The sequence below is a fragment of the Streptomyces sp. DS1-CR2 genome (assembly GCF_055760475.1).
Genome location: NZ_CM147085.1, coordinates 8104016 through 8129534 on the forward strand (window position 1 = coordinate 8104016; position 25519 = coordinate 8129534).

A 25519-nucleotide genomic window follows, 5' to 3' on the forward strand; every position below is an offset into this window, starting at 1 on the left:
TGTGGGGAGGGGGTCAGGCCGGCAGGGAGATAGTGATCCGGGTGCGTTGCCCGGCGGTGAGGGAGATGTTCCGGGCATGCGGGCCCAGCGTGGAGGGACGGACCTGTGCGGAGGTGGTGACGGCCGTGATGCCGCGTCGGCTGATCAGAGTGACGTCCTGGGTCCGGTCCGAGGTGACGCTCGCCGTCGTCGTGCCGTCGGACAGATCCCAGTCCAGTCCGTGCACACGGATTCCGCCACGGCCCCGGATGCCGGTGATCGTGCCCTTGTCCCACTGCTCGGGGAGTGCGGGAAGGATCTCCAGCACGCCCGGCCTCGTGTAGAGCAGCGCCTCGGCCAGGACGGCGGGCAGGGCGTTCGCCGCGTCGGCGTTGTATATGTCCCGGCCGGGGTTGTGGGAGGTCATCAGCGACCGGAAGAGCATGTCATTGCCGGTGATCTTCCGGAGGTTGTCGTACACCTGGGCGCCGTCCTTGAGCCGGGCGGCCGCCAGGGCGCGGTGGAGGCTGCCGTGTGCGGAGAGGTTCTGGTCTCCGCGCAGCTCCAGTGCTTTGAGCGCCGGGGGCACGAGGTCGGGTCGCTCCTCCGGGTTGATCTCGTGCAGGGGCCAGACGGCGTACAGGTGCTGGATGTGGCGGTGTTCGTAGTGGTCGGTCAGGCCGGGCCAGGACCACTCGGCGAGCGCGCCGTGCTCGTTGATCCGGTGGTCGGGGATGCTGTCGAGCAGCGCGGTCCAGCGTTCGACGCCCTCGCCGCAGCCCTGTTCGACGCCAAGGGCGCCCGCAGCGTCGATGGCGGCCTGGAGGGCGTGTCGGCCGGCCGTGATGTCGCCGGTGGCGTTGACGGACAGGTGCTTGCCCGTGCTGCCCGGGGCGTTCTCCATGGAGAAGGACGGCACGAAGACCGCTTTGCCGTTCGTATCCCTGCGGGTGAGGAAGTCCTCGTAGAACAGGGCCAGTTCCATCAGCGCGGGGCCGAGCCTGTCACGCAGGAACGCCTGGTCGCCGGTGACCTCGTAGTACTCCAGGAGCGGGTGGAGCAGCCAGTCGGCGCCGCCTGTCCAGCAGTGGCCGGGGAAGTCGCCGCCGTTGAAGTGCAGCATGTGGCCGTACTCGCCGTCGGTACGGGAGGGGGCGAGGAAGCCGCGAGCGCCGTACAGGTTCTTGGCGTTGGTGCGCCAGTGGTCCAGTTGACCGAGGATCAGGGCGAAGTAGCCCTCCATAGCCTCGGTGAGGTCGAGGATGTTGCCGCCCGCGACCTGGAGGTTGACGTTGGCGTCGGTGGTGAAGTCAGCGGCCCAGGCGGCGGTCCACGCGCCCGTCCAGATGCCGGTCAGGCGGGGTGGCAGGATGCCGCTGGAGCTGAGGAAGAGGTAGCGGCCGGAGTCGTAGAGGCGCTCAAGGAGTGCAGGGTCGATGACGTCGCGGTCGGCGTTCTGACGGGCGATCAGTTCGGTGGTCGACAGACGGCGGTCGGCCTCGGGGACGTACAGGTCGAGGCGGGAGCGGTCGTACAGTTCCGAGTGGATCTCCGTGTGCCGGGCGAGCAGTACCTCGTAGTCGGATTCCAGGGTGGCAAGGCCTGCGTGCAGGGGCCTGGTGTCCCAGGCGGTGGGCGTCTCGTATCTGTCCAGTCGGGTCAGGAGTGTGAGCCTGGCCGCCCCTGTGACGACGACGGTCGAGCCGCTCACGGCGACCGTCCCGCCGGTGGGCACGACGCGGGTGACGCCCTCGTAGCCGTAGGCGCCCAGTCCCTCGGGGTAGGTGGCGCGCAGGTTCAGCCACCCGGAGCCCTCACCGACGTCGGCCAGGGTGGTGAACGTCATGCGGGTGTGCAGGGTGTCGCCCTCGCCGTGGTCGGTCGCGGTGTCGTCGAGCGCGGTGTGCAGGCCCAGGGTGACGTCGACGGTTCGGCCCGGGGCCCGCACCAGTTCGTGGACGACGACCCGGTCGGCGCGGGAGACGAAGACCCGCCGGGACCAGGCGCCGTGTGCGTCCGTCCAGGCGGAGGTGACCTCGCCCGTGCGGAAATCGGTGACCCGGACGTACTCGTCGGCGACGGGGTCCTCCGCGGTGGCGATCCGCAGCTCGTACGCGGGGTGGTAGGTCTGGGTCCAGCGCAGCTCCCACCCGGCGGCGAAGTCCCGGCACGCTCCGGCGTAGTCCCCGGCCAGCGCCTTGTCCCGCACCGCTTCCAGCCGGTCGGCGAGTACCGGCGGGGTGACGTCGCGGGTGCCGTTCGGCAGGACGGGGCGGTGGTGGTCGAAGACGATCTTCTCCAGCGCCGGGTCCCCGTACACCACGGCCCCGTATTCGCCGTTGCCGGTGAGGAAGCCGTCGGTCCACGCTTCGGCGGGAGCGGTGTCGTGGATTCCGCGGTCGGGGAGCGCGACTTGGGCGGGCGTGGGCCAGGTCGTGTCGCCTCCGGAACGGCATACGGAGTGCATGGCTTTCCTGCCTTTCGCTTGGAGGAGCGTCGCGGTTCGGCGAGGGCGCAAGGTGACGGTGGCCTCCACGGTGCCGAGAAGTCCGAGGAGGCCACCAGGGTCCGGTCGGTCAGCTCAACTGCGCCGCGACAGCTGCCCCTTCGCGTACGAACACGGGGATGCGCTCCAACGGGGCGTCCGCGTCGAGCGTCCTACCGCCCTCCACCACGCTGCCGGTGACCGGGTCGAACCAGCGCGCTCCGGACGGCAGGTACACCCGGCGGGTCCGTGCACCTGCCTCGTACACGGGCGCCACCAGCACATCGGGACCGAGCAGGAACTGGTCGTCCACGTCCCAGGCGCGCTCGTCGTCAGGGAAGCCGAAGAACAGTGGGCGCATCGGTGGGGCGCCGGTGCGGTGGGCCTCCTCGGACAGCTGCCTCAGGTACGGGCGCAGCCGCTCGCGCAGTTGCAGGTGCTCCTGGAGGATGCCGTACGCCTCTTCGCCGTAGGACCAGACCTCGTTCGGCCCGCCGGTCATGTCCGCGGAGAACGTGGGGTGGTTGGGCTCACGGTCGCCGTGCAGGCGCATGACGGGGCTGAAGGTGCCGTACTGGAACCACCGGATCAGCACCTCGCGATAGACGAGGTCGTCCGGGTCACCGCCGCCGAAGCCGCCGATGTCCGTGTTCCACCAGGGGATGCCGCTCATCGCGACGTTCAGCCCGGCCCTGATCTGGCGCGACAGGGAGTCGAAGGTGGTGGGGATGTCGCCGGACCACAGCGCGGCCCCGTACTTCTGGCTGCCGGCCCACGCGGACCGGACCAGCGACAGCGGCCGGTCGTCGCCCGCCTCGGCCAGGCCCTCGGCGACCGTGCGGGTGTGCAGCACAGGGTAGAGGTGCGCAGCCTCGGCGGCAGGACCGGCCGCGTACACGGCGCGCTCGGCGACCTCCCGGCTCAGGTCGGGCTCGCAGGCGTCCAGCCAGAAGCAACTCACGCCCAGCGCATGGTAGTTGTCGCGCAGCCGCTGCCACAGCGCGGCGCGTGCTCCGGGGTGGGTGGCGTCGTAGTACGCCATCGGGCGCATCGGCTCCTCGGCACTGCGCGACGGCCACGGGAAGGTGAGGAGGCCGCCGTCCGCGTCCTGTACGAGGTACCCGGACACGCGCAGTTCGTCGAACGTGTCACTGCCGGGCTCGACGGTCGGCCACACCGAGACCGCGAGCCGCACCCCGAGTCCGGTCAACTCCTTGACCATGGCGGCGGGGTCGGGCCACTCGCTCTCCTCGAAACGCCAGTCGCCCATGTTCGGCCAGTGGAAGAAGTCGCAGACGATGACGGACAGCGGCAGCCCGCGCTCCTTGTACTGCCGTGCCACCGAGAGGAGTTCGTCCTGGGTGCGGTAGCGCAGCTTCGACTGCCAGAAACCGGACGCCCACTCGGGGAGGAGGGGTGGGCGTCCGGTGGCCAGGGTGTACGCGTCGATGATCTGGGCCGGGGTGTCGCCCGCGGTGACCCAGTAGTCGACGCGCCCGCCGCCGTCGGCGACCCACCGGGTCGTGTCGGTGCCCAGTTCGACACGGCCGGTGGCGGGGTTGTTCCACAGCAGGCCGTAGCCGCGCGAGGAGTGCAGGAAGGGGATGCTCGCCACGGTGTTGCCCTGGACGAGGTCGATCACGCAGCCCTTCTGGTCCAGGAGCCCGTGCAGATGCTGCCCGAGGCCGTGCAGCCGCTCACCGTCATACCCCTCGAAGTGCTGTTCCGTACGGCCGCCCGCCGCGTGGATACGGGGACCGTCGTGGTGATGGTACGGGGTCTTGTCGGCGAGCAGTTCACGGCCCGAGGCTGCGTCGAGGAACCTCAACCTGCCGTCCGCCGCGGCCTCGATGGCGAGGCGGCCGTTGACCAGGCGGGCGGAGCCGTCGTCCGTAACGGACAACTCGGCGTCGGGGGAGGGCGGTGCCGAGTTCTCCAGGGCACCGGGGGCAGCGGGATCGATGGCCCCCGAGGAGGCCTGCACCCGGACCCCGTGTGGCCCCCAGGGCTCGATGCGGAGGATCTCTTCGGCGGTGTGACGTTCCAGGCCGCGTGCACGGATGTTGTACGGCAAGGGAATTCCTCTGTTCGCTCGAGGGCGACTGTCATTTCAGTCCCGAGGTGGCGATTCCGGAGACGAAGCCGCGCTGCATGATCAGGAACAGCACCAGCACGGGCACGACGTACATCACGGCGCCCGAGGCCACGAGGTTGGGCATCGGTTCGCCGTGCCCGTTGACGTAGCCCGTGGCGAGCTTCACCGCGAGTGTGGTGTGCGCGTCGTCCAGGAACAGCGCGGGGCCGATGTAGTCGCCCCATGTCCAGCTGAAGGAAAGGATCACGCTGGTGGCGATGACCGGCCACGACTGCGGCAGGAAGATCCGCAGGAAGATCCGGAAGGTGCCGCAGCCGTCGACGATCGCCGCCTCCTCAAGTTCCTTGGGCATGTTGCTGAAGAACTGCCGGAACAGGAAGATCAGATACGGTGCGCCGCACAGTCCCCACAGCACCCACGGCATGTAGGTGTTGACCAGATGGAGTTTGGAGAACATCAGGTAGGTCGGGATCAGGGTCATGATCGACGGCAGCATCATCGTCGACATCAGGACGCCGAAGATGGCTCGCTTGCCCGGGGCGTTGAGCCGGGCGAAGCCGAATCCGGCCCACGCCGAGGCGAGGGTGACCAGCACGGCGTAGATCGTGGCGACGGTCAAGGAGTTGCGGGCGTAGCCGAGGTAGTCGAACGTGGTCAGCGCCCCGGCGAAGTTGGCCACGCTCGGGTCGTGGGGCCACCAGTGGATGGGGAGAACCCGCAGCTCGGAGGCGTCCTTGAGTGCGGTGACCGCCAGCCAGCCGAAGGGACTGAGGAAGAGCGCGAGCAGCGCCACCAGGAGCATGTAGATCGCACTGCGGCGGGCGAAGACCATCACGCGTCTCCTATCGTGCGGGGCTTGTTCTTCGCCGATTCCGGCTCCACGGAGTAGAAGACAGCGCCCTTGCTGAGTTTGAAGAGCAGGAAGGTGACGAAGACGATGACCGGGAAGAGGACCCACAGCATCGCCGAGGCGTAGCCGTAGCGTCCGTTGGCGAAGAACTGGGCGAAAACGTCGATCATGTAGAAGTAGTTGCTCTGCGGGACGGAAGTCACCCCTGCCGGGGTGGGGTTGAGGGCGATCAGCAGCGGAGCGAAGCTCTGCAGCGATGCGATGATTCCGGTGACGACCTGGAAGAAGATCACCGGGCTGAGCAGCGGCAGGGTGATTTTGGTGAAGGACTGGAAGGAGTTGGCGCCGTCGACCCGCGCCGCGTCGAGGAGTTCTTTGGGGATGTCCTGAAGGCCGGCCAGCGAGACGATCATGACGTTGCCGACGCCCCACATCGTCAGCACGATCAGTACCCAGCGGGCGTAGGGATCGGTCAGCCAGGTGATCCCGTTGATGCCGAGGAGGTCCAGCAGGCCGTTGGCCGCGCCCGAGTCGCGGTCGAAGATGAGCTTGAAGGTGAGTGCCGCGCCGACCGGCGGGACGACTGCGGGCAGGTAGAGCAGGGTGCGGAACAGGCCGCGCGCGCGGATGGGCTGGTTGACCAGCACCGCCAGGATCAGTCCCGCAAGGATCGACAGCGGCACGGTGATTCCGGTGAACAGCGCGGTACGGCCCAGGGAGGCCAGCGTGTCCGGGTCGGAAAAGACCTCCTTGTAGTTGGCCAGGCCGACGAAGCGGCTGCGGTTGGACAGGCCGTCGGAGTTGGTGAAGCTCAGCCACAGCGCGTAGCCGAGCGGGTAGGCCGTCAGTCCCATGAAGCCCAGCACCCAGGGGCCGGTGAAGGCGTAGAACGCGCCCATCCTGCGCTGCCTGAGGGAGAGCCGCTTGCGGCGCGGGCGGGCGGCCGCCCCCGAAGACGGGGACGGCACGACCCGGGCGGAGTCCTTCAGGAGCTGTCCGCTGCTCACCCCACCAGCTCCTTGCCCTGGGCGATCGCGGCGTTCATCTGCTTGTTCAGCGCGTCCGCGACCTTCCCGGCCGAGGTGCCGGACCTGACCGCACCCGGCAGCAACTTGTTGATCACCGCGTCCAGGGCGGTCGACTGCACGTACGGGGTCATCGACATCACCTGCAGGTACGGCAGCTCCTGCTGCTGCACCTCATGAGCCTGCTTCTGGTAGGGCGTGGCCTGCGGCATCATCGAGCGCATCGACTTCAGCGCCGGGATACCCCAGCCGCCGCCGGCCCGGTCCTTGGCCGGCTTGCCGCCCATGTACCACTCGAAGAGCTTCCAGGCGACGTCCTTGTTCTTGGCCTCCTTGGGGATCCAGTAGCCGGTCGCGCCGAAGCAGGGGCTGATGCGGTGGCTGCCGAGCTGCGGCGCGGGCGCGAAACGGGAGACCTTGGCGAGCTTGGCGTCGCCGCCGATGGACCCGCCGAACCAGTAGCCGTCGCTGGCCATCGCCATCCGGTTGGCCTGGAAGGTGGGCCAGTCCCAGCCGTCCGGGTTCGGGTTGACCGGGCTCGGGCCGATGTTGGCCTTGGCGTACTCCAGATACCAGCTCAGCGCCTTCAGCGCCTCGGGCGAGGAGAAGTCGACGGAAGCCAGGTCATCGGCGAACAGGTTGCCGCCCGCCGAGGCCGTCATCGCCTGGAACATCTGGATGTTGCCGCCCCCGGCATTCATGCCGTAGACCTTCACCTTGCCCAGCCGCCGCTTGACCAGCCGCTTGCCCAGATCCAGCCACTCGTCGTACGACAGCGGCTTGCTGTCGCTGGGATAGTCCAGCTTCGCCGCGTCGAACATGTCGGTGCGGTACCAGAACATCGCGTCCTGGGACCAGTCCTTCGTGAAGCCGTAGCGCGGACCCGACCCCTGCTTCTTGCCGTCGAAACGCCACAGATCATTGACCGGGTCCAGGTCGGAGACCTTGAGCACCGAGCTCTTGGCGAAGTAGGGGTCCAGATCGGTCATCAGCCCGCGAGCGGCGAAGTACGGCGTGTCCAGTGCACCGTAGCCACGGACCAGGGCCGGCGGGTTCTTGCTGGCCAGCATGGCGTTCAGCTTCGTCGCGTCATAGGCGATGAGGCTGATCTTCACACCGAGCGTCTGCTCCGCGTACGCGATGACCTCCTTACTGCCCAGCTCACTGTCGTTGCTCATGACGGTGAGCGTCGTCTTGCCGCCGCCCCCGCCGGAACCACTCCCGTTGTCGACGGGAGCAGCACAGGCGGACAACGCGGACGCGCCGAGCGCGGCACCGGCGGAGACGGTCAGGAAGCGGCGCCGGTCGAGGGAGCTGCTGGAGGAAACGGGCATGAGGAGGAAGCCTTTCGCGCGGGTTGTGGACAGGGGTGTGCGAGGACGGTGCTGCCGCGCGGGGAGGAAGCGCGGGAAAGGGCAGCAGGGCAGGCAGAAGGAGGCGCTGCCGTACGCACGGGTGGTGAGTGCCAAGTGGTGAGGGGCCGATGCTTCGTCTGTACGGCGTCACGCTCCGGGACGCCTGTCAAAAGAAACCGGTTGGGGAAAGCTTCGGCGAACGCTAGGTGCGGTCTCCGAGTGGCGTCAAGAGCTGAGAACCTCCCAAAAGCATGGATCCGCCCGGGTACTGCCGTGGCCAACAGGAACCTGCTGCACGCCTCTTGACTCTTCTGTCGGCGCAGTGGCAGCGTCCTTTACCGCTACAAGAAACCGGTTGTTGTTCGTTTCGGTATCTCGAACGAGGCAGGTGTGACCGGGAGATGGCGCCGCCCCTGCTCGCGGCCCGCGGCAGCGCCCCGTCCGGGTCCAGCTCTGGTGGCAACAGCGTCAACTGGCCCCCGCACCCTCGCACTTCACCTGACAAGGAGCCGTACGTGACCACGAACCTGACCCGTCGCAGAGCCCTGCAGGCCGCCGGAGCCGGCGCCCTCGCCGCTGGACTGACGAGCCTGACGGCTGCGGCGGCCCGCGCGGACGACGCCGCCCCCGAGCCCCAGATGAACTACCAGGGCGCCATCACCCTCAACCCCGGCGACTCCAACCTCATCAAGAACGTCCGCGTCGAGGACGTCCGGATCGAGGACGTCTACGTCAAGAACCTCACCTACACCGGCACCCGCGCCAACCCGTCACTGTTCCTCGGCTACGACGCCGACCACGCCATCAAGAACGTCACCTTCGAGAACCTTGTGGTCAACGGCGTGGTCATCGCCGAACTTCCAGAGCGGCGCGGGCAACGGCGCCGTCGGCCATGCCGTGCCGTTCCTCCACACCGACGACGACGGCTACGCGCTCGGCCAGTGGCAGGAGTCAGGCCGCGACCAGGGCCACAGCGTCATGGGGATGGGCCAGATGGGCGCCCTCTGCGAGATGGCCTTCAACCAGGGCGTCGACCTGTACGGCTACGACGACAACCGGTTCTTCAAGGCGGCGCAGTACGTCGCCAAGTACAACATCGGCCTGGACGTGCCGTACACCACCTACAGCTGGGGCAGCGGCACCAACTGTGCGCACAACGAGCAGACCGTGATCTCAGACGGCGCCCGCGGGGGCATCCGGCCGGTGTGGGCGATGCTCCACCATCACTACAACGGGATCAAGGGCCTCGACGACAAGTACATCGCCGCCATGTGTGACCTTGTCGGCACCGAGGGCGGCGGAGGCAACTACGGTTCCGCCAGCGGCGGTTACGACCAGCTCGGCTTCGGCACGCTGATGTATCGAAGTAGCCGTCGCCGATGTGCAAGGACCAAGGAAAGTTGATGAGCGTGAGTGCATCCGGCCGCCCCGTCGAGGCTGTCGTGGAGGTGGACGCCCGGGTCCCACGTAGTGCCGGCTCGCGCCCCGGGACCGCGGGCCAGGGGCGACCGTGGTGACGGTCCGGGATGTCGCCAAGGCCGCCCGGGTTTCGGCGATGACGGTCTCGAACGTCATCAACGACCATCCGAACGTGCGTCCTGCGACGCGGGACAAGGTCATCGAGGCGATGGCCCGCCTCGACTACCGGGTCAACGTCGCCGCCCGCAATCTCAGCAAGGGCCGCACCGGCACGATCGGTCTGGCCGTTCCCCAGGTGAACAGCCCCTACTACGGCCGGCTCGCCGCCACCATCATCACCGCGGCCGAGCGCCACAACCTGAGGGTGAGCATCGAGCAGACCGGCGCATCGCGGGAGAACGAACTCGCCGCGCTGTCGCTGTCACGTAACCGTCTCTACGACGGGCTCATCCTCAGCGCCGCAGGACTGGGGCCGGCCGATGTCGAGCGCCTCAAGGTGGATCACCCGGTGGTCCTCCTGGGCGAGCGGGTCTTCGGCGGTCCCGTGGACCATGTCGTCATGCCCAATGTCGACGCCGCCGAGGCGGCCACCCGCCACCTGGTCGAGCGGGGTTGCCGACGCATCGCGATCCTGTCTGGAGGCGTGGACGAGGTCGACTCCAACATTCTCCGCCTCACGGGCTACCGTCAGGCGCTGGAGAAAGCCGGCCTCCCGGTGGATCCGGCCCTGATACAGACGGTGGACCGGACGGACATGTCCGAAGGTGCCGAACGGGCCCGGAAGATGGTCGAGAGCGGGCTCGACTTCGACGGCCTGTTCTGCGTGAACGACTCCGTGGCCATGGGCGCGCTGCGGGGCCTGGCAAGTGCCGGGGTACGGGTGCCGGACCAGGTCAAGGTCATCGGGTTCGACAACGTCAAGGAAAGCGAGTTCCTCGTCCCCGCGCTCTCCACCGTCGATCCGGATCACGACGCGATGGCCGAACGGGCGGTCCACCTGCTGACCAGGCGCATCGAGGAGACCGAGCCCGCGGTGGACCACGAGGAGTTCGTCAGCACCTTCTCCGTGGTGATCCGGGAGTCGACAGGCGGCTGAACCCGGGCCGCAAACCTGACGCCGCTCTGCGAAACCCCTCCACAGACAGAGGAATTCACCGGTGAACGCCGTAGCGCAGGCCCCCTTGTTCCGAGACCCGATACATGACGGGGCCGCCGACCCCGTCGCCGTGTACCACCGGCAGAGCGGCGAATGGTGGCTCGTCTACACCAACCGCCGTGCCACGGCCCCAGGCCCTGGCTTCGCCTGGGCGCACGGGACGGACCTGGGCGTGGCCGCGTCCGCGGACGGCGGACGCAGCTGGACCTACCGAGGCACTCTCACCGGCCTGGAGACCGAGTGGGGGAGAAACACCTTCTGGGCGCCGGAGATCATCTGGCACGACGGGCTGCACCACATGTACGTCAGCTACATCCGCGGCGTACCGGACTCGTGGACCGGAGCCGCCCACATCCGCCACTACACCAGCCCCGACATGCTGGAGTGGACGTATCACGGGGAACTCGACCTCGGCTCCGACCAGGTCATCGACGCATGTGTCCACCCACTGCCCGGTGGTGGCTGGCGCATGTGGTTCAAGGACGGCGCCCGGGGTTCGATCACCTGCGCCGCCGACAGTACCGACCTCTACCGTTGGCGGCCCACCGGCGTGGTGCTCGACCACCGGGGGCACGAGGGCCCCAACGTCTTCGAGTTGGGCGGCCACTACTGGATGCTCGTCGACGAGTGGCGCGGACAGGGCGTGCTGCGCTCGGACGACCTGACCACCTGGGAGCACCAGGGGCTGATCCTGGACTCGCCGGGCAGCCGGCCCGACGACGGCAACATCGGTCTCCATGCCGATGTGGTCGTCCAGGCAGAGACGGCGTACATCTTCTACTTCACCCATCCCGGCCGCCCGGCGGGCACGAACGACGACGACGGCACCCCGGCCACCCGCCGCTCCTCGCTCCAGGTGGCGGCCGCCCAGGTGGTCGACGGCAGGCTGCGGTGCGACCGCGACGAGCCCCTCAGGCTCGCTCTGGCCCCGATGCCCGGATGACATCAATTCACGTACTCGCATGGGCTGTTGGCCGATGACCATTGAGCCCCGCTACGGAGGACGTTCCATGAACCTGCACACCCCGACGAGCCGACGGCTTGCCTCCTTCAGCCCCGGCGAGGGGCGTCTGGCGCCGAGAGCGAACGCCCACAGTGACGCCCGGAGGATCGATCTGGACGGACGGTGGCGGTTCCGGCTCAGCCCGTCCGTGAGTGAGATGACCGAAGGGTTCCAGGAGCCCGAGTTCGACGCCTCGGCATGGGACCATCTGCGCGTTCCCGGAATGTGGCAGATGGAAGGCCTGCGTGACGAGAACGGAAACCTCCTCGATGCGGGCGAGGCCCGCTTCGGACTGCCCGCCTACACCAACGTGGTCTACCCGTTCCCGGTGGATCCGCCGCACCCGCCGCAGGACAACCCCACGGGGGAGTACCGCCGGGAGTTCACTCTCGACTCCGTCGCTCCCGGTGCCCGCTGGGTACTGCGGTTCGAGGGAGTGGACTCGCACTTCACGGTCTGGCTGAACGGCACGGAACTCGGCTGGGCGACCGGCAGCCGGCTGCCCGCCGAGTTCGACGCCACCCCGGCACTTCGGGAGGGCGCCAACGTACTGGCCGTTCGGGTTCACCAGTGGTCGGCCGGGAGCTACCTCGAGGACCAGGACATGTGGTGGCTGTCCGGCATCTTCCGCTCCGTCCACCTGACGGAGCGGCGTCCGGGGGCGATCGGCGACCACTTCGTGCACGCGGACTTCGACCACGGCACCGGCGAGGGACTGCTTCTCGTCGAGTGCGATGTGCCCGCCGTGGTGGACATCCCCGAACTCGGCATCACCGGCGTGCCCGCCGGCGAGCAGCACCGCATCGCCGGCGTCGAACCCTGGACGGCCGAGACGCCCCGGCTGTACGCGGGCACGCTCCGCTCCGAGGGGGAGACGATCACCCTCTCCCTCGGCTTCCGCACCGTGGAGATCGTCGACGGCAGCATCACCGTCAACGGCTCGCCCATCCACTTCCGGGGCGTCAACCGGCACGAATGGCACCCGGAGACCGGCCGCACCCTCGACCTGGAAACGATGCGTGCCGACGTGCTGCTGATGAAGCGGCACAACATCAACGCGGTCCGCACCAGCCACTACCCGCCCGACTCCCGGTTCCTCGACCTGTGCGACGAGTACGGCCTGTGGGTGATCGACGAATGCGACCTGGAGACGCACGGGTTCGGCATGCTCGGCTGGAAGGACAACCCGTCGGCCGACGTCCGCTGGCGCGACGCCTACCTGGACCGGGTTCAGCGGATGGTCGAACGCGACAAGAACCACCCCAGCGTCGTCATGTGGTCGATGGGCAACGAGGCCGGGGCGGGCGACAACATCCGCGCCATGGCCGAGTGGACCCGCCACCGTGACCCGGACCGCCTCCTGCACTACGAGGGCGACTACGACAGCCCGTACCAAGACGTGTACAGCCTCATGTACGCGCCCCTCGACGAAATCGGCCTGATCGGGATAGGTGCCGAGCAGAGCACGAACGACCCCGCGGTCGACGCGCACCGTCGCCAACTGCCGTTCATCCTCTGCGAATACGCGCACGCGATGGGCAACGGCCCCGGCGGCCTCGCCGATTACCAGGAGCTGTTCGACCGCTACCCCCGGCTGCACGGCGGCTTCGTGTGGGAGTGGATCGACCACGGCATCCTGCAGAAGACCACCGAGGGCCCGAACGCAAGCCGGCCCTTCTACGCCTACGGGGGCGACTTCGGTGAGGTGGTCCACGACGGCAACTTCATCGCGGACGGCCTGGTTTTCCCCGATCGCACGCCCTCGCCCGGCCTCGTCGAGTACAAGGCGGTCATCGCCCCCGTCCGGCTGCGGCTGCAGCGGACGGCGAACGGGCTGACGCTCCACATCCGCAACGACTTCGACTTCCTTGACACCTCTCACCTCGCCTTCGAGTGGCACATGGAGGCCGACGGGAAACGGGTGGGGGAAGGCGGCGCCCTGGAGCTGCCGCCGATTCCGTCGCGCACCATCCACGAGGTGGTCCTCGACGACGTCGTCACCCTGCCGGAATGGGCCGACGGCGAGGTGGTCCTGACCGTGCGCGCCGTCCTGGCGAAGGACTACGGCGCCGCCCCGGCCGGACACGAGATCGCCTTCACCCAGCTGATCCTCCCGACGTGCGGGGAGCCGGTCCAAGAACCGTCCCCCGTCCGCGCACAACGACACACCGACGGAGGCTGGATCCTCGGCGAGGCGGCCTTCAGCACCCGCGGCGAACTCGTCCGGCTCGGCGACCTGGAACTGAGGGCCAGCCCTCGGATCGACCTGTGGCGCGCCCCCACGGACAACGACCGCGACATCCACGGACAGGCCCCGGTGTGGCGGGAGTTGGGCCTTGACCGGCTCGTGCACCGCACCGTCGAGTGCGCCGTCCAAGGCGACCGGCTGATCGTCGACACCGTCAGCCGCGCCGCCGGCCAGAACGGAGGCATACAGGCGCGCTGGACCTGGACCGCCTACGACTCCGAGACCCTCGAACTCAAGCTGGGCCTCACCCCGGTCGGCCCCCTCGGGGATTCGGCCCACGCGGGCGGGCCGCAGCGCCCGGTCACTCTCCCCAAGCTCGGCATTCGGTTCGGTCTGCCCGGAGGCCCGGCGAGCCTGGACTGGTACGGGTACGGGCCGGGCGAGTCCTACCCCGACAGCAGGCGAGCCGCCCGTCTCGGCGGGTTCCGCGCCACGGTGGAGCAGTTGCAGACGCCCTACGTGCGGCCGCAGGAGAACGGCAACCGCAGCGGCGTGCGCACGGCGGCGATCCGCTGGGCCGACGGCCAGGTCCTGGACCTCTCCGCACCCACCGCCATCGACCTGTCCCTGCGCCCGTGGACGGCCGAGGCGCTCGACGCGGCACGGCACACCCCCGACCTCGTCCCGGACGGCACCCTCTGGCTCACCCTCGACGTGGCCCACCACGGCCTCGGCAGTGCCTCTTGCGGCCCGGACACCCTTCCGCAGCACCGTCTTCACCCTCACTCGGCGACCCTCACCGTCCGCTTCCACGCCGGTGAAGCGGAAGGGACAAGGGCGTCAGCCGCAAGGAACTGATCCACGGAAAAGCGGCAGCCCATCCACGGTGCCCCCGACGGCACGACGCCGCAGGCATGCGACGACAGCGACAGCGACCGGTACGACGGGGGCTGCCCCACTAGTTCGCCATCCCCCACTCCGGCAAGACCAGCTTCCGCGTCGGCCCCGGTGCGTACCGCCGAGGCCGCTTCATCCACCCGTTTCATAGGAGCCGACATGATGAACTCGTCCCTGTCCCGGCGCAGCGCCCTGATGGCTGCCAGTGCCGTCGCCGCTTCCGCCACCGGCCTCGTTGGCGTTGCCCGCGCCGCCACACCGGCGGCGGAGTCGGACACCACCGCCGACAGCGTCGTGATCCACCCGACCCTCCCGAACGTCCCCCTCAACACCGCCTTCACCGTCAAGGTCCGCCCGGCCGGCGGCACCTGGCAGACGCTGGACGTTTACCGGGTCAGGCTCGCGCTCATCAACCCGGTCACCGCCCGCAACGAGGCCCCGCTTTCATCGATGGCGGCCTTCGACTTCTCCGGCACCGTCGAGGTCGAGGTCACCTACACCAAGGGGGCCTTCGAAAAGGTCCGCATCCGCCCGGACTCCTACCACATCACGCCCGAGGCGCTGGGCAGCACCCTGCGCTTCACCCTCGACCGGCCCCGCAACCTCGTCGTTCAGCTCGACGACAAGATCTTCGACTGCCTGCACCTGCTCGCCAACCCCATCGAGCAGGACCCGCCCCAGCAGGGAGACAAGAAGGTCATCTACCTCGGGCCCGGTTACCACACCCGCCCCGACGGCAAGCTGACCGTGCCCGACGGCACCACCGTCTATCTGGCCGCCGGCGCAGTCCTCACCGCGAACGTGATCTTCGAGGGGGTGGAGAGTGGCCGCCTGATCGGCCGCGGCGTCATCTACACCCGCACCGGCGGCGCGATCTCCGTCCACGACTCCCAGAACGTCCACATCGACGGCATCACGGTCCTCAACCCCCGGTACAACTCGGCCAACGTCGCCGAGTCCAACAACGTGACCATCACCAACCTGCGCTCCTTCAGTGCCGACGGCTGGGGCGACGGCATCGACATCTACTGCTCCGAGAACGTCACGATCGACGGCTGCTTCATGCGGAACTCCGACGACTGCATAGCCCTCTACACGCACCGCAACGACTGGTACGGCGACACCCGCAACATCACCGTCAAGAACTGCACCCTGTGGGCCGACGTCGCCCACCCGATCAACGTCGGCATCCACGGCAACCCCGACCCCAAAGCCCCCGAGGTGCTGGAGAACCTGCGCTTCGAGAACATCGACATCCTCGACCACCGCGAGCCGCAGGTGAGCGCCCAGGGCTGCATCGCCCTCAACCCCGGCGACGGCAACCTCATCCGCGACGTCAGGTGCGACAACATCCGCGTCGAGGACATCCGCTGGGGCCAGCTCGTCCAGATGCGGGTCACCTACATGCCGAAGTGGAACACCGCACCCGGCCGCGGCATCGAGAACGTCTACATCAAGGACCTCACGTACACCGGCACTCACGCCGGTACGTCGCTGCTCCTGGGCCTCGACGGGGACCACCTCATCAAGGACGTCACGTTCGAGAACCTCGTCGTCAACGGGCGGGTCATCCGCGACAGCGGGGGCAAGCCGGCCTGGTACCTGGCCTCGGACGGCGTGCCCATGTTCGCCAACGAGCACGTTCACAACCTCCGCTTCCTCACCACCGAGGAGGCCGCGGCCCTGTAACCGCCGGCGCCCGGCCCCGGCGTCTTCCTCAGGGGACGCCGGGGCCGACCACACACCTTTGACACCGGCACCGAGCGGGTCGGCCGCGTCCCCCAGTTCCTCGACAGGTGTCTCGAAGGCTCCGTACGGGGAGGTGCGGAGCCGCCCTTCACCGCAGTGCCACCGGCTTCGACACCGACGACTACTACCACACGATGGCCTCGGCACAGCAGATCGACCGTATCCTCACCGGTCACTCCACCGTCATGGACATCTACGACCCGGGCCGCAGGGTCGGCCTGGTCCTGGACGAGTGGGGCACCTGGTGGGACGTGGAGGCGGGCACCAATCCGGGCTTCCTGTTCCAGCAGAACACGCTGCGCGACGCGCTCGTGGCGAGCACCCACTTCGACATCTTCCACAGGCACGCGGCACGTCTGTACATGGCGAATATCGCGCAGACCGTCAACGTCCTGCAGGCCATGCTCCTCACCGACGGCGACGCGCTGGTCCTCACCCCGACCTACCACGTCTTCGAGATGAACAAGGGCCACCAGGACGCCACCTCACTCGCCGTGCACCTGCGCACCGAGGATGCCCGGCGCCGGGTGGGGGACGTCGAGCTCGACACGCTGTCCGCCTCGGCCAGCATCAAGGACGGCGCGGTGCTGATCTCAGTGTCCAATCTGGACGCCGAGGAACCGGTCGAGGTGACACTCGACCTGCGCGGGGGAGCGGTTGGCGAGCCGACCGCTCGTCTGCTGACCGCGGCCAGACTCCAGGTCCACAATTCCCCGGAATCGCCCGAGGCGGTGGTTCCGCGCCCGTTCGACGGCGTGAAGGCAACCGGTCAGGGGCTCGTTCTGACGCTGCCTCCCCACTCGTTCGTCACCGTCCAGGCCCCCGTGGCCCGCGCGCACTGAGGAGCGTCATGACAAGCAGGAGATCCGACGCGGTCGTGACCGACGTCGACACCGTGGTGCCCGGCACCGCCATCTCGCCCGATCTCTTCGGGGTGTTCTTCGAGGACCTCAGTCATGCGGCGGACGGTGGCGTGTACGCCGAGCTGCTGCAGAACCGCTCCTTCGCGTACGGTCCCGCCGACCGCGTGGGAGGTGCTGGAGCGGGACGGCGCCGCCGGGTCGGTCGACGTGTCGGCCGAGGCACCGCTGCATCCTGCCAACCCGCAGCACGTAGTCCTGCACACCAGGGCCACCGGCACGGCCGGCCTCGGTGCCGGGCTGCGCAACGAGGGCTTCGACGACATCCCCGTCCAGGCCGGCGCACACTACGACGTCAGCCGCTAGGCCCGGCTCGCCGACGGCACAGCGGATCGGCTGGTGGCGAGGATCGAGAGCCGTGACGAGGAACGGGTCCACGCTCAGGTGGTGCTGGGGCCGGTCAACGGGTCCTGGAAGCGCCTTGCGAGCGTGCTGACCTGTGCCGTCACCGACCCAGACGCCCGGTTCACCGTCACCGCGAACGACGTTGGCACCGTCCAACTGGACCTGGTCTCGCTCTTCCCGCAGTCGACGTTCCGGGGCCGGCCGGGCGGACTGCGCGCCGACCTGGCCGAGGCGATCGCCGGTCTGAAGCCGAAGTTCGTTCGCTTTCCCGGCGGTTGTGTGGCGCACGGGCTCGGCCTGGCGAACATGTACCGGTGGTCGGACACCATCGGGTCCGCTGCCCGGCCGCCGGCAGCAGCCCAACCTGTGGGGTTACCACCAGTCCATGGGGCTTGGTTACTTCGAGTACTTCCAGTTCTGCGAGGACGTCGGCGCCAAGCCGCTGCGCGTCGTCCCCGCGGGCGTCTGCTGCCAGAACACGGAACTGACGGGGCAGGTCGGCATCCCCGAGGAGGAGGTGGGTCGGCAATGAGTACGCCATCACCGACACCTTCCGCTACCGATTCGCCCGGATCCACGACGCCCTGAGGGAGCGTCACCCGGAGATCACTGTGGCGGGTACCGTCGGCTCCTCTCCCAGCGGCGAGGAATGGGAGGAGGGATGGACGTTCGCCCGCGAGCGCCGGGTCACGGTGGTCGACGAGCACTCCTACAAAAGCCCCCGCTGGTTCCTGGAGAACACTCGTCGGTTCGACGGCATGGACTGTAAGGGTCCCCACCTCTACATCGGGGAGTACGGCAGCTGGGGGAACGACGGACGCAGTGCCGTCGCCGAGTACCACGTCCAGCGCATGCACTTGATCAACTCCGGCGACACGGCACTGCCCGTCACGGTGACCGGAGCCCCCGAGGCGCCGTCGCCCGCGGCCGCTGTCAGGCACGGAGTCCACATCGGCACCACGGTCGGCACGTGTGCGGAGTTCACGGACGTCCGCCTGGGTTCCTTCGGTACGGAGGCGGCCCTCGGATTCGCCGCCTGGCGCCCCGAGTCGGGCGTCTGGGAGCCCGACGGCGAGGGCCTGATCCGGCAGCTGGAGAGCGGTACGGGCGGCAGGCTGTGCTCGCGGACGCGGTGGAGGGGCCGTCGTACGTCTTCGCCGTCCGGGCCCGGAAGGCGACGGTGAGCTGCTCCACGACATCGAGGACGTGCGGCAGGCGCCGGAGGTGCTCGCCGTGTCGGCAGTCCGCGACAGCGCGCCCGGCGACGTGATCATCAAGATCTCGAACGCCACCTCCAGCACCGTCACCGCACGGCTGCACCTGGCCGGCACGGACGGTGACACGCAGTTCAGGAGGACCACGCTCGCGACCCACCCGCACGCCACGAGCCGCTTCGCACCCGCCCCGGCCGCCTCGGTCGTGGACCGCGTGACCGGCCCGCTCTGCGACCTCCCGCCCTGTTCCTTCACCGTTCTGCGCACCCGCACGGAAAGCGCCGTGCGCACCCGCGCCGAAAGTGATCAGGGATGACCCGCCGAACCGGTGTCGGCGATCTCGTCGGCGGCTCAGAGCGGGAGACCGGCGGCCCTCCTGCAGGATCGCGAAGAAGAATGCGGGGGAGGAGCGGCCGGCGGCCTCAGGGTTGTCACACGGGCGTGCACGTAAGTCGGAACCCCGTGAAGTCGGCGGTGAAGGCAGCGTCGACCAGGTCCTGGGCGTGGATGCCGGCGAACGCCCCGGTGAACCTGAGCCGCCCGCCGTAGTCGTCGGACAGGCGGCTGAACTCCAGCGCGGGGCCGACCGCCGTGTGCTCCCCGCCGGTTCCCTCCGGCAGGCACCAGAACCGTGCCCACGCACCGTCGACGTCCACGCCCAGGGTGAGCGACGTGTCCGTGCCGACGGGGACGAGGGCGACCTGGCGGGCCCCGGTGTCGGTGCGCTCCACGAGGCTCAGTACGCGGCGCCCTGCGCCCTGCCACTGCTGGCCGCGCTGCGACTCACCCTCGGGCTCGGCCCAGGTCACGTCGAGGGCGAGGTACGACACCGTGTCGTACCAGAGGACGAGCCCGGCCGACTGGGTGAACGTGCGCGGCGCGGCGTCGACGGTCACCTCGGCCCGCGCCCGGTGCTCGGTGATCCGCTGGGCCAGCAGACTGCGCGCCCACCGTGACTCGGGGCCGTGGCGCCCGCGCAGCCTGATCCAGCCGGGACGGCTCGTGGTGTCGGCCCACGAAGGGTCGGCGGGCTCGCGCAAGGTGCTCCACGGCCACCCCAACGGACCTTCATCGACAAGCTGTTGAGGAAGGGAAGGGACATCCGGCACCTCGACCGCGATGGCGGGATGATGCCCTCCGTGTCTGAGTCGGGGCCACCCCTCGGCGTCCCAGACGACGGCCTGGACCGCGGTCTCCCGGCCGAGGGTGCAGCGCGGTCCGTCGGGCGTCGGCACGGGGCGGGAGGCCAGATGGCTGAGGAACCACGCACCGCCCGGCGCCTCCACCAGTTCCGCGTGCCCGGCCTTCTGCAGTGGCAGGGACGGGTCGTCGCGCGCTGTCAACAAGGGGCGGCTGTCCAGCTCGTACGGTCCCGTGATGTCGCGGCTGCGCGCCACGAGGACCCCGTGCTCGAACCCCGTGCCGCCCTGCGCGAGCACGAGGACGAACCAGCCGTCCCGCCACAGCAGCTTCGGTCCCTCGACGAGGTCCTCGTGCTGGAGCAGCAGGTGCGTCCGGCCGAGCGGGGCGAGGCTGTCCCGGTCGAGCTCGGTGAGCACGATCCCCGAGAACCGGCGCCCCCCGGGCCGGTGGTCGGTCTGCAGGTTGAGCAGCCACAGCCGGCCCTCGTGATGGAAGAGCGCCGGGTCGAAGCCATGGCCGGCGACACGGCGCGGCGCATCCCACATGCCGTCCACTTCGGTCGCCGTCGTGACGTACGTGTCGAGGTCGAAGTAGGGCGTGCCGACCGAGCGGACCACCGAGTAGACCATCCAGAACCGCTCGCCGTCCCAGCTCAGCGACGGCGCCCAGACGCCACCCGAGTCGGGGACGCCGGCCAGTGTCCCGCCCGGCACCGCGCCCCGCACATGGCCCGCGTACTCCCAGTGCGCCAGATCACGGGAACGGTGGATCGGGATCGTGGGGAACCACTCGAACGAACTGGTGGCCAGGTAGTACCAGTCGCCCGCCCGCACCAGCGACGGGTCCGGGGCGAAGCCACGGACAACCGGGTTGTGCGCCCAGGTCACTTGAGGGCCCCCAGGGTGACGCCGGACCGCCAGTAGCGACGCATTGAGGTCATCATCACGGCCATCGGCACGATGGACAGGAGCGCCCCCGTCAGCACGAGGCTGGTCAGGTCGATCCCGGACTCCAGACGCTTGCCTGTCCAGTTGTACAGGCCCAGGTTCAGCGTCCAGTTCTCCTCGCCACGCAGCACCGTCAGCGGCAGGAAGAACGCGTTCCAGGTGTTCACGAAGGCCAGCAGGAAGACGGTGGCGCCGCCCGTCGTCATCATCCGCAGCACGATGCTGATGAAGATCCGCAGCTCCCCGGCCCCGTCGATCCGGGCCGCCTCCAGGAGCTCGTACGGGATCGTCGCCTCGGTGTAGACCTTCGCGAGATACACGCTGAACGGGTTGATCAGGCAGGGGACCAGCATCGCCCAGGGCGTGTCCACCATCCCGATCTCCGAGAACAGCAGATACAGCGGCAGCGTCAGCAGGGCGATCGGGATCAGAAACGAGCCCACGACGCACGCGAACACCGCCTGTCGGCCGGGGAAGTCGAATCGGGCCAGGCCGTAGCCGGTGGCCAGCGCTATCAGCGTGCCGCCGAGCGATCCGGCCCCCGCGTACAGGAAGGAGTTCGCCGTCCACCGCAGGAAGATGCCGTCCTCGTACGTGAACAGCTGGTGCAGGTTGTCCCACAGGTGCATTCCTGAGAACCACAGGCCGTTGCTCTGGTAGAGGCCCACCCGGTCCTTCGTCGCGGCGACGATCAGCCACCACACGGGGAACAGGCTGTAGGCGCAGGCGAGGATCAGGCCGAGCAGCACGAAGCGCTGGGCGCCGCGGCCGCGAGCCCCCGGGTCGGGGCGGGAGAGCCGGCGGACCGGACGCTGTGCCGCCTTGGGCTTGCGTTGAGTCATCACCATCAGTCGGCCTCCTTGGACGTGAACCGGTAGAAGAGGAAGGAGGCGATGCCGAGGATGAGGGCAAGCAGCACCGAGAGGGCTGCCGCGTAGTGGTAGTTGTTCGCGTTGAACGCCTGGTTGTAGATGATCATGATCGGAGTGAAGGCGTCGTCGACCGTCTGCGGGGTGACGTTGCGGAACAGGGCCGGTTCGTTGAAGAGCTGCAGCATCTGGATGATCGAGAGCAGCCCGGTCAGGACCAGTGCGCCGCGCACGTAAGGGACCTTGATGCTGCGGGCGATCCGCACCTCGGAAGCGCCGTCGAGGCGTGCGGCCTCGAAGAGTTCGCGGGGCACCGCCTGGAGCGCGGAGTAGAGGATCACCATGTTGTAGCCGATGCCGTGCCAGGTCAGCAGGTTGCCGATGGACGGCCAGACCATGGACGGCGCGAAGAAGTCCCAGGCCAGGCCGAAGACGTCACCGACCGAGGTGAGCGGGCCGACCTGCGGGCTGTAGAGATTGATCCAGACGATGGCCGCGACCACGCCCGGGATCATGTACGGGACCAGGAGCAGGATGCGGAACCGGTTCGCGGCGCGGGCCGTGGCCGCGTCCAGGAGCAGCGCGAGGACCAGGCTGATGCAGAGCATGACGGGGATCTGCACGCATGCGAACAGGAACACCCGCAGTACGGAGCCCATGAACGCGCCGTCGGTCAGGCCGTGTTGATAGTTCTCAAGGCCGACGAACTCCTTCGTCGCGCCGCCGAGACCGAGGCCGGACTGCTGCTCGTGGAAGAGGGACTGGTAGACGGCGTAGGCGATCGGCACCACGAACAGGAAGAGGAAACCGAGCTGGAAGGGCACCGTGAACGCGGCGCCCTTCCAACGCTGGGAGCGGATCATCGCGGCAGCCTCAGCCCTTCACGTTGATGCCGCGGGACTTGAGGTCCTTGACCGTCCACTCCTGCATGTGGGCGAGCAGGTCGGTGACCTTCTGCTCCTTGTTCATGACCTTCGCCCAACCGGTTGCCAGCTCGGTGTACATGGCCGTCCAGTTCGGGCCGAAGGTCCAGTCCGTCGTGACCGTGCCGAGGCTGTCCGTCACGACCTTCTTGGCGGGCTCGTAGTTCTTGCCGAGCAGCTTCTCGGAGATCGACTTGCCGACGTAGGCGTCGCTGTCGGCCAGGGCGGGCATCAGGCCACTGCCCGTCTCCGGGCTCGCCATCGTCTCGACCGCGCCGGTGTTCGTGGACATCCACAGGGCCGCCTCGGCCGCCTGCTCCTGGTGCGCGCACTCCTTCGTCACCAGCGTGACGCCACCGCTCTGATTCGTCCCGGCCGGCGTCTTCGCCGCATCGCCGGCGAACGTCGGCCACGGAGAAGTGGCCCACTTCCCGTTGGACTTGGTGAAGTTCTGCACCATGCCCGCCATCTGCCAGGTGGAGATCTGGCGGGTGGCCGTGCCGCCCTTGTCGTAGTTCTGCTGCACGGCCGCGTAGTCGGCGAAGGACAGCTTCGAGGCGAGCCCCTTGTCGATGATCTCCTGGATGACCTTGGCGGCCTTGAGGCTGCCCGTGTCCTGGAAGTCGACCTTCCAGGAGTCGCCGTCGATGGCGTACCAGTGGGCGCCCGCCTGCATGGCGAGCACTTCGAGGGTGCTCGGATCCTCACCGGCGTAGTTGGTGACGTAGATGCCGTGCTCCTTCAGCTTCTCCCCGGCGGCTATGAAGTCGTCCCAGGTGGCGGGGGCCTTCAGGCCGTACTTGGCGAAGATGTCGGTGCGGTACACGGTGAAGTTCGGGGCCGAGCTGGTGGGCACCCCGTACGTCTTGCCCTGCACCTGGCCGCTCGCCCAGGCTCCCGCGTTGAACTTGTCCTTCGCGGAGCCGACGTACTGGCTGATGTCGGCGAGCGCGTCCTGCGAGACCAGCGAGGTCACGTACTCGGCGGTGTTCTGCACCAGGCAGGGCGCGCTCTTCGCCTTGAGGGCGTTGGAGAGCTGCTTCTGCATCGTCAACTGGTCGGTGACCTTGGTGTACTTGAGCTTGATGTCCTTGTGGGAGGCGTTGAACGCCTTCACCACGGCCGCGTGACCGTTGGCCCAGCCCCAGAAGGGCAGAGTGACCGGCCCCGAGGACCCGGACGCCTTGGTGTCCGAGGAGCCGGAGCCGCCGCAGGCGGTGAGCAGACCCGTCAGGGCGAGGGCCGCGGCCGCGGCGCGGGCGGTCCTTCTCCGGGAGCTTGTGGAGTTCATCTGACCGTGATCCTTCGGGGAGTCGGAAGGGGAGCCGGAGTCGGCGGTCGTCGGCGGAGCATTGCGGCCGGCCGGCGTGCCGCTCGTACGGGGGGCTCATGAGCCTGTGCGTGTCGTGAGTCGCACTGGACGTAGAAAGCGGTTGTCGTGGACGGTAGGCTCACGAGCCGGTCGGTATCAAGAGGTGTGCGGAAACTTATTGCGGTCGGGTTTCGGAACAAGGACCGAGGGCGGGTTCAGGGCCTGAGGGCAGTAGCGCCGGCCAGGCGTAACTTCCCGCAGGCCAGAGGCGTTTCGTGGTGTCTGTGAGTGGGCGAAACGCAGGGAAAGGGCGCGAGAAAGGCGACGTAACGGCGGTCCTCGGCATGCTCGCCTCAGGCGGGCCTTGCGGGCGGCTGGACCGACTGCCGTACGACGACGTGTGTGCCGAGCACCTGACGGCCGCCGTCGCCGCCCGAACGCCGTGCGTCCGCGCCCCTGCGCCAGTCGGCGGCGGCCCGCAGGGCGACGTGGCCCATCTCCTCGTACGGGACATGAACCGTGGTCAGCTGCGGGGTGAGCTGGGAGGCGAGCGGGATGTCGTCGTAGCCGGCCACCGACACGTCCTCAGGCACGCGCAGACCCGCCTCGCGCAGCGCCTGCATGGCCCCGGCGGCGACCACGTCGGTGCCCGCGAGCACCGCGGTGAAGTCCGTTCCCCGGCGCAGGGCGTCCTGGACGGCCCGGGAACCGTGCTCGTAGTCGTACGGGCCGTGGCGCACCATGGTCGCCTCGAAGGGTGCCCCGTATGTCGCGAAGGCCCGCCGCGCCCCGTTCAACCGGCCCTGGGCGGTGGTGAGTTCGGCCGGTCCCGGCAGGACCAGGATGCGGCGGTGGCCGGCCGACAGGAGGTGGTTCGCCATGGCGTAGGCGCCGCCCTCGTTGTCGTAGTCGACCGTCGTGACCGGGGCGTCCCCGGTCAACGGTGGCCGGCCGACGAGGACGAGGTGGGAGCCCACCGCGTCCAGGGTGCGGGCGAAGCGCGCCATGCGCTCCTGGTACGCGTCGACGTCGTAGGCCCCGCCGAGCAGCACCACCGCCGCGACGCCCTGCTGCCGCACGAGCTCTACCAGCGCCAGCTCCCGCTCCGGGTCGCCGCCGGTGGTGCCCACCAGGGAGAGCCAGCCGCGCAGCGCCGCCGCTCCCTCGACACCCTTGGCGACGTGCGCGAACGCCGCGCCGGTGATGGCGTCGAGCAGGACCGCGACCGTGGGGGTCCGGCCGCCGGCGGGGGGCCGGGCGTGGCTGTGGGGGACGTAGTCCAGATCGCGGGCCACCTTCAGCACGCGACGGCGCAGGTCGTCCGAGACCGGGTGGTTGCCGGACAGGACCCGGGACACGCTCGCGACCGAGACCCCCGCGCGGTCGGCCACGTCCCGGATGGTGGCGCGTGAGGTGTCTCCTGGGGTCTTGCGCTGACTCACCGTTGCGACTCCTTGGACCGGTCCCGGGTGGGATGTCGCCACCAGGGCTCGATCACCGGATCGGAAAACGTTTCTGAGACAGTTTCTGAAAGCGTTCTCTACCGTAGGGAGCGGGGATCGGGCGGTCAACCGGTAGTCACGAAGCGGTAGTTGGGGAGTGGCGGTCGGGGGTGGCTCGGCAGACGCGGAGCGGGCAGGGGGCG

19 protein-coding genes and 2 pseudogenes are annotated in these 25519 nt (G+C 68.9%); 11 read left to right on the plus strand and 10 right to left on the minus strand.

The window, feature by feature from the left end:
- Nucleotides 1-13: 13 nt before the first annotated feature.
- The 5 genes from ACY0PA_RS37880 to ACY0PA_RS37900 form a co-directional block, all read right to left on the minus strand.
- A complete protein-coding gene (locus tag ACY0PA_RS37880) occupies nt 14-2446 on the minus strand; it encodes a glycosyl hydrolase family 95 catalytic domain-containing protein (protein ID WP_473081908.1) in 2433 nt (810 codons plus the stop codon).
- A 109-nt stretch (nt 2447-2555) separates the two neighbouring features.
- Nucleotides 2556-4538: a glycoside hydrolase family 31 protein gene (locus ACY0PA_RS37885; RefSeq protein ID WP_473081909.1), complete on the minus strand. Its 1983-nt coding sequence runs from the start codon at nt 4536-4538 to the stop codon at nt 2556-2558.
- A gap of 31 nt (nt 4539-4569) precedes the next feature.
- The gene (locus ACY0PA_RS37890; RefSeq protein ID WP_473081910.1) at nt 4570-5391 is read right to left on the minus strand and encodes a carbohydrate ABC transporter permease; all 822 of its coding nucleotides are present in this window, start codon (nt 5389-5391) and stop codon (nt 4570-4572) included.
- On the minus strand, nt 5391-6416 hold the full coding sequence (locus ACY0PA_RS37895) for a carbohydrate ABC transporter permease (protein WP_473081911.1): 1026 nt from the start codon (nt 6414-6416) through the stop codon (nt 5391-5393). Before ACY0PA_RS37895 ends, ACY0PA_RS37890 begins: the two co-directional genes overlap by 1 nt.
- Nucleotides 6413-7768 (minus strand): extracellular solute-binding protein, encoded by a 1356-nt coding sequence (locus tag ACY0PA_RS37900; RefSeq protein ID WP_473081912.1) that lies wholly within the window; start codon nt 7766-7768, stop codon nt 6413-6415. Before ACY0PA_RS37900 ends, ACY0PA_RS37895 begins: the two co-directional genes overlap by 4 nt.
- A 650-nt stretch (nt 7769-8418) precedes the next feature.
- On the opposite strand from ACY0PA_RS37900, the pseudogene ACY0PA_RS37905 reads away from it, so the two are divergent.
- The 11 genes and pseudogenes from ACY0PA_RS37905 to ACY0PA_RS37955 form a co-directional block, all read left to right on the plus strand.
- Nucleotides 8419-8646: pseudogene (locus ACY0PA_RS37905) on the plus strand (endo-polygalacturonase); the annotation flags it as partial.
- A 1-nt stretch (nt 8647) separates the two neighbouring features.
- A pseudogene (locus ACY0PA_RS37910) lies at nt 8648-9193 on the plus strand (alginate lyase family protein); the annotation flags it as partial.
- A 109-nt stretch (nt 9194-9302) separates the two neighbouring features.
- Nucleotides 9303-10304, plus strand: a complete 1002-nt coding sequence (locus ACY0PA_RS37915; RefSeq protein ID WP_473081913.1) for a LacI family DNA-binding transcriptional regulator — start codon at nt 9303-9305, stop codon at nt 10302-10304.
- A gap of 61 nt (nt 10305-10365) precedes the next feature.
- On the plus strand, nt 10366-11307 hold the full coding sequence (locus tag ACY0PA_RS37920) for a glycosyl hydrolase (protein ID WP_473081914.1): 942 nt from the start codon (nt 10366-10368) through the stop codon (nt 11305-11307).
- Nucleotides 11308-11374: 67 nt separating this feature from the next.
- Nucleotides 11375-14413 (plus strand): glycoside hydrolase family 2 TIM barrel-domain containing protein, encoded by a 3039-nt coding sequence (locus tag ACY0PA_RS37925; RefSeq protein WP_473081915.1) that lies wholly within the window; start codon nt 11375-11377, stop codon nt 14411-14413.
- A gap of 201 nt (nt 14414-14614) precedes the next feature.
- Complete coding sequence (locus ACY0PA_RS37930) at nt 14615-16141, plus strand: glycosyl hydrolase family 28 protein (protein WP_473086553.1); 1527 nt, start codon at nt 14615-14617, stop codon at nt 16139-16141.
- A 107-nt stretch (nt 16142-16248) separates the two neighbouring features.
- Nucleotides 16249-17043, plus strand: a complete 795-nt coding sequence (locus tag ACY0PA_RS37935) for an alpha-L-arabinofuranosidase C-terminal domain-containing protein (RefSeq protein WP_473081916.1) — start codon at nt 16249-16251, stop codon at nt 17041-17043.
- A 192-nt stretch (nt 17044-17235) separates the two neighbouring features.
- Nucleotides 17236-17427, plus strand: coding sequence for a hypothetical protein (locus ACY0PA_RS37940; protein WP_473081917.1), 192 nt, complete (start codon nt 17236-17238; stop codon nt 17425-17427).
- A 424-nt stretch (nt 17428-17851) separates the two neighbouring features.
- On the plus strand, nt 17852-17998 hold the full coding sequence (locus ACY0PA_RS37945) for a hypothetical protein (RefSeq protein ID WP_473081918.1): 147 nt from the start codon (nt 17852-17854) through the stop codon (nt 17996-17998).
- A 40-nt stretch (nt 17999-18038) separates the two neighbouring features.
- Complete coding sequence (locus ACY0PA_RS37950) at nt 18039-18650, plus strand: hypothetical protein (RefSeq protein WP_473086554.1); 612 nt, start codon at nt 18039-18041, stop codon at nt 18648-18650.
- Between the two features lie 49 nt (nt 18651-18699).
- A complete protein-coding gene (locus ACY0PA_RS37955; RefSeq protein ID WP_473081919.1) occupies nt 18700-18996 on the plus strand; it encodes a hypothetical protein in 297 nt (98 codons plus the stop codon).
- Between the two features lie 115 nt (nt 18997-19111).
- Here ACY0PA_RS37955 and ACY0PA_RS37960 read toward each other — a convergent pair whose 3' ends face one another.
- From ACY0PA_RS37960 to ACY0PA_RS37980, 5 genes are all read right to left on the minus strand, one after another.
- The gene (locus ACY0PA_RS37960; RefSeq protein ID WP_473081920.1) at nt 19112-20710 is read right to left on the minus strand and encodes a glycoside hydrolase family 43 protein; all 1599 of its coding nucleotides are present in this window, start codon (nt 20708-20710) and stop codon (nt 19112-19114) included.
- Entirely contained in the window at nt 20707-21612 is a 906-nt protein-coding gene (locus tag ACY0PA_RS37965) for a carbohydrate ABC transporter permease (protein ID WP_473086555.1), read from the minus strand. Before ACY0PA_RS37965 ends, ACY0PA_RS37960 begins: the two co-directional genes overlap by 4 nt.
- A gap of 5 nt (nt 21613-21617) precedes the next feature.
- Nucleotides 21618-22502, minus strand: a complete 885-nt coding sequence (locus ACY0PA_RS37970; protein WP_473081921.1) for a carbohydrate ABC transporter permease — start codon at nt 22500-22502, stop codon at nt 21618-21620.
- A gap of 10 nt (nt 22503-22512) precedes the next feature.
- A complete protein-coding gene (locus ACY0PA_RS37975) occupies nt 22513-23853 on the minus strand; it encodes an ABC transporter substrate-binding protein (protein ID WP_473081922.1) in 1341 nt (446 codons plus the stop codon).
- Nucleotides 23854-24227: 374 nt separating this feature from the next.
- Nucleotides 24228-25316 (minus strand): LacI family DNA-binding transcriptional regulator, encoded by a 1089-nt coding sequence (locus tag ACY0PA_RS37980; protein ID WP_473081923.1) that lies wholly within the window; start codon nt 25314-25316, stop codon nt 24228-24230.
- Nucleotides 25317-25519: the final 203 nt, after the last annotated feature.

What these genes read in the sequence shown, in the direction of transcription:
- ACY0PA_RS37930 (WP_473086553.1), top strand. Translation starts at nt 14,615, where the DNA reads ATGAACTCGTCCCTGTCCCGGCGCAGCGCCCTGATGGCTGCCAGTGCC.
- ACY0PA_RS37975 (WP_473081922.1), bottom strand. Translation starts at nt 23,853, where the DNA reads ATGAACTCCACAAGCTCCCGGAGAAGGACCGCCCGCGCCGCGGCCGCG.
- ACY0PA_RS37925 (WP_473081915.1), top strand. Translation starts at nt 11,375, where the DNA reads ATGAACCTGCACACCCCGACGAGCCGACGGCTTGCCTCCTTCAGCCCC.
- ACY0PA_RS37970 (WP_473081921.1), bottom strand. Translation starts at nt 22,502, where the DNA reads ATGATCCGCTCCCAGCGTTGGAAGGGCGCCGCGTTCACGGTGCCCTTC.
- ACY0PA_RS37880 (WP_473081908.1), bottom strand. Translation starts at nt 2,446, where the DNA reads ATGCACTCCGTATGCCGTTCCGGAGGCGACACGACCTGGCCCACGCCC.
- ACY0PA_RS37900 (WP_473081912.1), bottom strand. Translation starts at nt 7,768, where the DNA reads ATGCCCGTTTCCTCCAGCAGCTCCCTCGACCGGCGCCGCTTCCTGACC.
- ACY0PA_RS37965 (WP_473086555.1), bottom strand. Translation starts at nt 21,612, where the DNA reads ATGACTCAACGCAAGCCCAAGGCGGCACAGCGTCCGGTCCGCCGGCTC.
- ACY0PA_RS37945 (WP_473081918.1), top strand. Translation starts at nt 17,852, where the DNA reads ATGGGGCTTGGTTACTTCGAGTACTTCCAGTTCTGCGAGGACGTCGGC.
- ACY0PA_RS37890 (WP_473081910.1), bottom strand. Translation starts at nt 5,391, where the DNA reads ATGGTCTTCGCCCGCCGCAGTGCGATCTACATGCTCCTGGTGGCGCTG.